General features: G+C 72.6%; 9 protein-coding genes. 5 read left to right on the top strand and 4 right to left on the bottom strand.

The window, feature by feature from the left end; translation table 11 throughout:
* The first annotated feature begins 33 nt into the window (after positions 1–33).
* The 4 genes from VGX25_RS14280 to VGX25_RS14265 all read left to right on the top strand — a co-directional run bounded on the left by VGX25_RS14280 (position 34) and on the right by VGX25_RS14265 (position 3,309).
* Positions 34–1,098, top strand: a complete 1,065-nt coding sequence (locus VGX25_RS14280; protein ID WP_326918253.1) for a GDSL-type esterase/lipase family protein — start codon at positions 34–36, stop codon at positions 1,096–1,098.
* A 112-nt stretch (positions 1,099–1,210) separates the two neighbouring features.
* Positions 1,211–1,852, top strand: coding sequence for a hypothetical protein (locus tag VGX25_RS14275; RefSeq protein ID WP_326918252.1), 642 nt, complete (start codon positions 1,211–1,213; stop codon positions 1,850–1,852).
* Positions 1,803–2,537 carry a hypothetical protein gene (locus VGX25_RS14270; RefSeq protein ID WP_326918251.1) on the top strand — a complete coding sequence of 245 codons (735 nt, stop codon included), beginning with the start codon at positions 1,803–1,805 and terminating at the stop codon, positions 2,535–2,537. The genes VGX25_RS14275 and VGX25_RS14270 overlap by 50 nt, the downstream gene beginning before the upstream one ends.
* A 76-nt stretch (positions 2,538–2,613) precedes the next feature.
* Positions 2,614–3,309, top strand: coding sequence for a helix-turn-helix domain-containing protein (locus VGX25_RS14265; RefSeq protein ID WP_326918250.1), 696 nt, complete (start codon positions 2,614–2,616; stop codon positions 3,307–3,309).
* Here the strand turns inward: VGX25_RS14265 and VGX25_RS14260 are convergent.
* The 4 genes from VGX25_RS14260 to VGX25_RS14245 form a co-directional block, all read right to left on the bottom strand.
* Entirely contained in the window at positions 3,295–3,750 is a 456-nt protein-coding gene (locus tag VGX25_RS14260) for an Lrp/AsnC family transcriptional regulator (protein ID WP_326918249.1), read from the bottom strand. The genes VGX25_RS14265 and VGX25_RS14260 overlap by 15 nt on opposite strands.
* A 157-nt stretch (positions 3,751–3,907) precedes the next feature.
* Positions 3,908–5,041 carry a Xaa-Pro peptidase family protein gene (locus VGX25_RS14255; RefSeq protein WP_326918248.1) on the bottom strand — a complete coding sequence of 378 codons (1,134 nt, stop codon included), beginning with the start codon at positions 5,039–5,041 and terminating at the stop codon, positions 3,908–3,910.
* Positions 5,042–5,051: 10 nt separating this feature from the next.
* On the bottom strand, positions 5,052–6,320 hold the full coding sequence (locus VGX25_RS14250; protein ID WP_326918247.1) for an MFS transporter: 1,269 nt from the start codon (positions 6,318–6,320) through the stop codon (positions 5,052–5,054).
* On the bottom strand, positions 6,317–6,880 hold the full coding sequence (locus tag VGX25_RS14245; protein WP_326918246.1) for a helix-turn-helix domain-containing protein: 564 nt from the start codon (positions 6,878–6,880) through the stop codon (positions 6,317–6,319). Before VGX25_RS14245 ends, VGX25_RS14250 begins: the two co-directional genes overlap by 4 nt.
* Before the next feature lie 69 nt (positions 6,881–6,949).
* Here VGX25_RS14245 and VGX25_RS14240 point away from each other — a divergent pair, with 69 nt between their 5' ends.
* The gene (locus tag VGX25_RS14240) at positions 6,950–7,879 is read left to right on the top strand and encodes a 5'-3' exonuclease (RefSeq protein ID WP_326918245.1); all 930 of its coding nucleotides are present in this window, start codon (positions 6,950–6,952) and stop codon (positions 7,877–7,879) included.
* Positions 7,880–7,923 lie beyond the last annotated feature (44 nt).

Genomic DNA, 7,923 nt, shown 5'->3' with positions numbered 1-7,923 from the left:
CGCCCGTCCCGGCGATCATTAGACTCGGCCGTGATGCGACCGAGCCGATGGCACGCGCTGCTCGTCCTACCCCTGGTGATCGTGGCCGGTGCGCTGGCGCTGAGCGGCGATCACCGGTTTCCCGCAACCGGCCCGCTGCCGGGTCCGCCGGTCGACTCGCCGCGGGTCCTCGTGGCGCTCGGCGACAGCACGGTCTCCGGTGAGGGCGCGGGAAACTACGAACCCGGCACCGACGGCGAGGCCGGCAACTGGTGCCACCGGTCGAGCAGCGCGTCGATCCACCGGGCCCACATGCCCGGCGTGGCCGGCACGATCAACCTGGCCTGCTCCGGCGCACCGAGCGCGCAGGTCGGCCTGGGTGCGGCGATCCAGTACACCGAGCCGTCCCAGGCGGAGCGGCTGGCCAGGGTCGCCAGCGAGAACCGGGTGGTCGCGGTGGTCGTCGCGGCCGGCGCCAACGACGAGCCCGGGTTCTCCCACGTGCTCGACCAGTGTGTGCAGGCCTGGTTCAGCAGGTCCCGGCCCGGCTGCGGCGACACGATCGGGCCGCACTGGCAGGACCGGGTGGACGCCATGGTGCCCAAGCTGGTCAGGGCGCTGCGAGACGTGCGCGCCGCGCTACGCGGGGTCGGGTACCGCGACCACGACTACGAGCTGATCCTGCAGTCGTACGCGGCACCGGTCGGGCCGGACGTCGCCGAGGGCCTGCAGGACCTGTCCGGCTGCCCGTTCCGGTCGGAGGACCTGCGCTGGGTCCGCGACGCGGCGGTGCCGGCGCTGACGGCCGGTCTGCGGCAGGCCGCCCGGCTCGCCGGCGCCCGCTTCCTCGACCTGTCCCGGGCCGGCGCCGGCCGGGAGGCCTGCTCGTCACGCGACCCCGACCGCGAGTGGTTCCGCCGCCTTGCCGTCGACTGGTCGGACCTGCACAGCGACGAGCGTGCCACGCACGCCCTGCAGGAGTCGTTCCATCCCAACGCCAACGGTCACGCGCAGTTCGGACGCTGTCTCGCTGAGTTCCTGAACACGCCGGACCGCGCCGCGGCCTGCCTATCCGGACCCGACGGCAACCTGCATTCCGCCACCACGATCGGCGATTAGGGGCTGGCCACGCTGCTCCTAATGCCGTAATCCCGGCGGCCGGCCGTTTCACGCGCGTGTGGCCGGCAATCCATCATCCAGTTCTGTCTTGAGGTTGATGGAAGGACATGTGATGTCTACCGGCGCAACCATTGTGATCATCGTGGCCGCCGTCGTGGTACTCGCGCTGCTGGGGTGGTTCGCGTGGATGCAGATGCGGCGCAGGCAGTTGCAGGAGCAGTTCGGTCCCGAGTACGACAAGGCGCTCGAGGAGGGCAAGGACCGGCGCGAGGTCGAACGGGACCTTGCCGAGCGGCGCAAACGCCACGACCAGCTCGACATTCGTCCGCTGGACGCGGCGGCACGGGACCGCTACTCCATGCAGTGGGAACGGATCCAGGCCCAGTTCGTCGACGACCCTGGCGGCGCGGTCACCGAGGCGGACCGGCTGGTGACGGTCGTGATGAGGGAGCGCGGCTACCCGACCGAGGGCTACGAGCAGCAGCTCGCCGACCTGTCGGTGCGGCACGCGGCGGCCGTCGGCCACTACCGCAGCGCCCACGACCTCACGAGCCGCAGCGAGCGCGGCCGAGTGTCCACTGAGGAGCTTCGCGAGGCGATGACGCACTACCGGGCGATGTTCGAGGACCTGGTGACCGATGTGGACGATCGAGCGGGAAGGCGTGAACATGCGACACGATCAGAGAACGGACGAGGAGATGCGGTTGCACACGGAGGATCTGGCGACGGCCGCCGGGCGCAACCAACCGACTGACCGCGACGAGCGGTGGGACGAGCCCGACCGCCCGGACATCCCGGAATCCCGGAAGCAGCGGGAGACCGCCGAATCGACGGCATGGTCCGACGGACAAGCCCGGGACCGGCGCGACGACGAGGGTCGGGTGGACGAGCCCGACGAGCCGATGGCGCGCCCCGTCGAGGAGTTGGAAGACCGGCCGGCGGAGGAGGAGCTCGACGTCCGGTCCGAGGAGTTCGGCACCCGGCGCGACGAGTTCGGCGCCCGGTCCGACCAGGACGAGTTCCGGTCCGCCGACGCTCGGAGCCGCCCTGACGAGGACGGCACGCGGCCCGACGAGGCGCAGAATCGGCCCGACGAAGCCGAAATTCGGCCCGCCGGCGGTGAGGTCCGGGCGGAGGAGCAGATGGCTCCGTCGGGCGAGGGCGAGGACACGGTCCGGCTGTTCCGGCCCGAGGACGTGGAGCGCTTCCGCTCGGAGTGGCAGCAGGTTCAGGTCCGGTTCGTCGACGACCCGCGGGACGCCGTGGAGAACGCCGACCACCTCGTTGCCGAGGTGATGCAGACGCTGGCGACCACGTTCAACGAGCACAAGCAGGAGCTGGAAGGCCAGTGGCGCCAAGGATCCGGCGTGCAGACCGAGGAGCTGCGGCTGGCCCTTCGCCGCTACCGGGCCTTCTTCAACCAGCTGCTGAACGCCTGACCGGCCACCAGCACCGGCCCCGATCGCGCGGCACGTGTCGGTCGGGGCCGACGCGTCGGTCGCCTAACGTGGGGGTATGCGGATCGCCGAGGTGGCTGCGGTGCTGGCCGAGCCGGCCAGGGCCAGCATGTGCCTGGCTCTGATCGACGGGCGGGCCTGGACGGTGGGCGAGCTGGCGCGGGCGGCGGGCGTGGCGCCGTCGACCGGCAGCGAGCATGTGTCCAAACTGGTCAAAGCGGGCTTCGTGGAGACGTTGCGCCAGGGGCGGCACCGCTACGTGCGCATCGCCGACCCGAAAGTCGCGCAGCTGATCGAAAGCCTCGCCGAGCACGCCGAGCAGCGGCCGCGGCGGACCGGGCTCAGGGCGTCGCTGCTGGCGCGCCGGCTGGCTGCCGCCCGCACCTGCTACGACCACCTGGCCGGCCGCCTCGGCGTGCTGCTGCGCGACGGCATGATCGACCGCGGGCTCATCGACGTCAGTGCCGGTCTGTCGATAACCCCTGTGGGTCAACGAGTTCTGGCCGACCTCGGGGTGACCGCCGGGCGACCCACCAACCGGCCGCTGCTCCGCGACTGTCTTGATTGGACGGAGCGGCGCGAGCACCTCGGCGGCGCCGTCGCCGCGGCCCTGCTGAACCGGGCACTCGACGGCGCCTGGCTCGAACGCGGCACCGGCCGATCGGTCCGCCTGCGCCCGGCCGCCCGCGAGCCCCTTGCGGCGCTCGGCGTGAACGTCGACGACGTCGCGCCCGAGCGATCACAGGGCCGGTGAGCGACCCTCGAAGGGGGTTGAGAGGACGACGGTGGTGCGGGTGGCGACGTGGGCGGCCTCGCGGATCCGGCGGAGCAGGTCCTCGAGCATGACCGGCGAGCCGACCCGCACCAGCAGGACGTAGGAGTAGTCGCCGGCGACGGAGTAGCAGGACTCGATCTCCCGGATCGGCTCGAGGCGCTGCGGGTAGTCGTCGGGAGCCGCGGGATCGGTGGGGGTCAGCGAGATCAGGGCGGTCAGCGGCAGGCCGACGGCCTCGGCGTCGAGGCGGGCGGTGTAGCCGCGGATCACCCCGCGCTGCTCAAGGCGGCGCACCCGCTGGTGCACGGCGGAGACGCTGAGCCCGACCCGCTCGGCGAGGTCGGTGAAGCTGCACCGCCCGTCTCCGGCCAGCTCGCGGGCGATGGCCCGGTCGATCGGCTCCAGGTCGGCGGCGGTCATGCCATCACCTCGCAAGCTCGGTGATGGCCACCCCGTTGCCTCGTTCCTCGGCAACGGGGCAGTGTTGAATGGTTCGCTCCGCAAGCTCCGCCAAGCCTGCGTCTCCTCGTTTCTCGGAGACGCAGGAGTATTAGTAGGTTCGCTCCGCAAGCTCCGCTCACCCGGGGAGCACCACCAACTCGTGCGGGCGGTGGTTGAGCGGCTCGACGCCGTCGTCGGTGACCACGACGATGTCCTCGATGCGCGCGCCCCACCGGCCGGGCAGGTAGATGCCGGGCTCGACGCTGAACGCCATGCCCGGCTCCAGCGGCAGGTCGTTGCCGCGGACGATGTACGGGTCCTCGTGCACGTCCAGCCCAATGCCGTGCCCGGTGCGGTGGATGAAGTACTCGCCGAACCCGGCGTCGGCGATGATCCGCCGGGCCGCCGCGTCCACCTCCTGTGCCGGCACGCCCGGCCGCACGGCCTCGACCGCCGCCCGCTGCGCGGCCTGCAGCACGGCGTAGGTGGCGGCCACGTCGGCGTCGCGGGGCTCGCCGATCGCGTAGGTCCGGGTGGAGTCGGAGTTGTACCCCTCGGCCACCGGCCCGCCGATGTCGACCACCACCACGTCACCCGGCTCGATCACCCGGTCGGACACGTCGTGGTGCGGGCTGGCCCCGTTCGGCCCGGACCCGACGATCACGAAGTCGGCGCGCACATGGCCCTCGGCGACGATGGCCGCGGCGATGTCGGCGCCCACCTCGGCCTCGGTGCGCCCCACCCGCAGCCACTCGCCCATCCGCGCGTGCACCCGGTCGATCGCCGCCCCGGCCCGCCGCAGCGCGGTGACCTCGGCGGCGTCCTTGCGCATCCGCAGCTCGCGCAGCACCGGGCCGGCCAGGGTCTGCTCGGCGGCCGGCACCGCGCCGCGCAGCCCGAGCACGTGCAGCGCCGGCATGACGTCGCCGACCGCGACCCGGACCGGCCGCCCCAGCCGGGACGCCACCAGCGCGTACGGGTCCTCGCCGTCGACCCAGGTGACCAGCTCGACGCCCAGCTCGTCGAACGGCACGGCCGCGTAGCCGGGCGCCTCGAGCTTGGGCACGACGAGCACCGCTGGCGCGTCGCCCGCCGGCACCGCGAGGCAGGTGAGCCGCTCGAACGAGGTGCCCGACCCGCCGATCAGGTACCGCAGGTCCGAGCCCGGCGCGATCAGCAGCGCGTCGACGCCGGCCGTGGCCGCCGCCGCCCTGGCCCGCGCCAGCCGGGCTCGCAACACCGCCGCGGTGACACCGGAAACCGTTGACATGCCTTGCAGCTTAGGAGCGAACGCCAGGCCGCGGGTGGGCGGGTGGGACGGCCTCGTCCATGCGCCGCCACACCGGCAGCACCAGCGGGCACAGGGTGGCCAGCAGGTACAGACCACCCACCAGGAGCAACGTGGCGGTCAGCCCGAACGCCGCGACCGCCATCCCGCCGAGCACCGCGCCGAGCGGGGCCGCGGTCAGCACGCCGCCGGCGATGAACCCGAGCACCTTGGCCCGCAGGTCGACCGGGAGCCGGCGCAGCAGCACGACGTCGAGGATCGGGTTGATCGCACCGCAGAGCGTCCCGGACAGCACCAGCACGGCGAGGATCACCGGCAGGCCGGGCTCGGCGGCCATGACGACGTACCGCGGCGCGCCGACCGCGAGAAACGCCACGGTGTAGGTGGGCCACATGGGAAACCGCTCGCCGAGCCAGGTGTACAGCACGTTGCCGGCCACCGCGCCACCGGCGAACGCCCCGCTCATCAGTCCCAACGCGACACTGCTGCGCAGAATGTCCTTGGCGTACACCGGAAACAGCACCGCGTTGCTGGCGACGTCCAGCGCGTTGGTCAGCATGACCATCAGCACGATCGCGCCGACCAGGCGGTCCCGGCGCAGGTAGGCGAACCCGGTCAGCAGCCCGCGCAGGTATCCCCCGCCGGGCCGCCGCCCGTCCCCATCCGGCACGACGATCCCCACCAGCGCGGCGGAGACGAGGAAGGTCACGCCGTCGATCAGCAGCAACGACGGCGCACCGGCGAGCGCGATCAGCACGCCGGCCAGCGGGGCGCCCAACCCCTTGGCGGTGCGGGACACGCCGTCGTAGGCACCCATGGCGCGGTGCAGCGAGGTGCCGGCCAGCTCGACGAGCGTGGGCATCATCGCGGCCCGCGCGGTCTCGCCGGGCGCCCTGCTGGTCCCGAGCACCCCGGCCAGCGTGATCAACGCCCAGAACGGCAGCCCCACGGAGAAATGCAGCACCGGCACGGCGCTCACCGCGCCCGCCGCCATGAGGTCGGACAGCACGCTGGACCGCTTGTGCCCCAAGCGGTCGATCACCGGACCACCCAGCACCGACGCCACCACCACGCCGGCCACCTCGACGCCGAGCACCAGCCCGGTCCGCACCGGGCTTCCCGTGGTCTCCAACACGAACCAGGGCACGGCGAGCAGCGTCATCGTGGTCCCGCAGACGGACAGCACGTTGGCCACGAGCACCGCCAGCAACGGTCCACGCCGCCGGACGCCGGTGGGCTCGGCCCACCGCACGCTCGTCACGACGGCCGCCGCGGAAACAGCTGGAGCTGCACGACGACCCGTTCGTCGCCGGGGCGGCGCTCGCGCTTGTAGCGCGCCACGATCTCGTGCAGCTCCTTGGTCAGCCGGACCAGCTCGGGTGCGGTCAGCGGCAGCTCGTCGTCGGAGAAGTCCGCCGACTCCAGCCACTCCCGGCCCCACGTCCCGGCCTGGGAGAGAAAGGCCGCGGCCTTCCGGTAGTACGTGCTCGCCACCTCGTGCAGGAACACGTTGAACAGCTCGGCGTTGTCGGGTTCGTCGACGAGCTTCTCCAGCCGCATCATCGTGTACAGGTGCGCGGCTCGCCACCAGCGCTCCCGGCGGCTTCCGCGGTCGGGCGCCTCCTCGACGAGGCCGGCCTCGGCGAGCTGCCGCAGGTGCCAGCTCGTCGTCCCCGAGCTCTCCCCCACCCTGGCGGCCAGGCCGGTCGCGGTCGCCGGGCCCTCGGTGCGCAGCAGGCCCAACATCTGCGCGCGCAGCGGGTGGGCCAGCGCCCGCAGGGTCCTGCCGTCGAGCTCCACGGAGCGGCGCTCGGCGTTCATGACTCGAGGATAAACCCCAGAGAATCCTTTGCAAAGATTCCTCTGCGATTGGGCCGCTAGGCTGCCAACGTGAGTGGTCCTCTTGCGCTGCTGGACTCGGCCAGCCTGTACTTCCGCGCCTTCTACGCCCTGCCCGACTCGATGCGGGCGCCGGACGGGCAACCGGTCAACGCCGTCCGCGGGTTCGCCGACGCCATCGCGCGGGTCCTGACCGACCGGCGGCCGTCGCGGCTGGTGGCCTGCCTCGACGCAGACTGGCGGCCGGCGTTCCGGGTCAAGGCCCTGCCCAGCTACAAGACCCACCGGGTGGCCGACCCCAAGAACAACATCGAGGAGGTCCCGGACGCCCTCACCCCGCAGATTCCGATCATCCTCGACCTGCTCGACGCGTTCGGCATCGCCACCGCCGAGGCCGACGGCTACGAGGCCGACGACGTCATCGGCACGCTGGCCGCCAAGGAGGGCGTCGACCCGGTCGAGGTGATCACTGGCGACCGGGACCTCTTCCAGGTCGTGCGCGCCAAGCCCACCCCGGTCAGCGTGGTCTACGTCGGCGCGGGCTGGGCCAAGGTGCAGACCTACGGACCGGCCGAGGTGGCCGCCAGGTACGGCCTTCCGGTCGCCAACGCCGGCCCGGCCTACGCCGACATGGCGGCGCTGCGCGGAGATCCGTCCGACGGGCTGCCCGGCGTGACCGGCATCGGCGAGAAGACCGCGGCCAAGCTGATCACCCGGTTCGGATCGTTCGAGGGCCTGGTCGCCGCCGCGGCACAGGACAACTCCCCCGTCCCGCTGCGCTGGCGCGAGGCCCTTGCCGCCGAGGCGAAGTACGTCGCCGCGGCGCCGCTCGTGGTCCGGGTGGCCGTCGACGCGTCGGTCACCGTCGACCGCGACGACCGGGTGCCGGACAAGCCGCGCGACCTCGACCGGGTGCGCGAGCTGCAGGAGCGGTGGAACCTGTCCGCCTCGGTGGACCGGCTGCTCGCCGCCCTCGCCTAACCGCCGTGTTTGCGCCTCACGTCGGTGTTTTTGGGGGGGGGGGG

It is taken from the genome of Actinophytocola sp. (assembly GCF_035942955.1).
Lineage (GTDB): Bacteria > Actinomycetota > Actinomycetes > Mycobacteriales > Pseudonocardiaceae > DASYTH01.
This window is presented reverse-complemented; position numbering and strand designations above follow the sequence as displayed.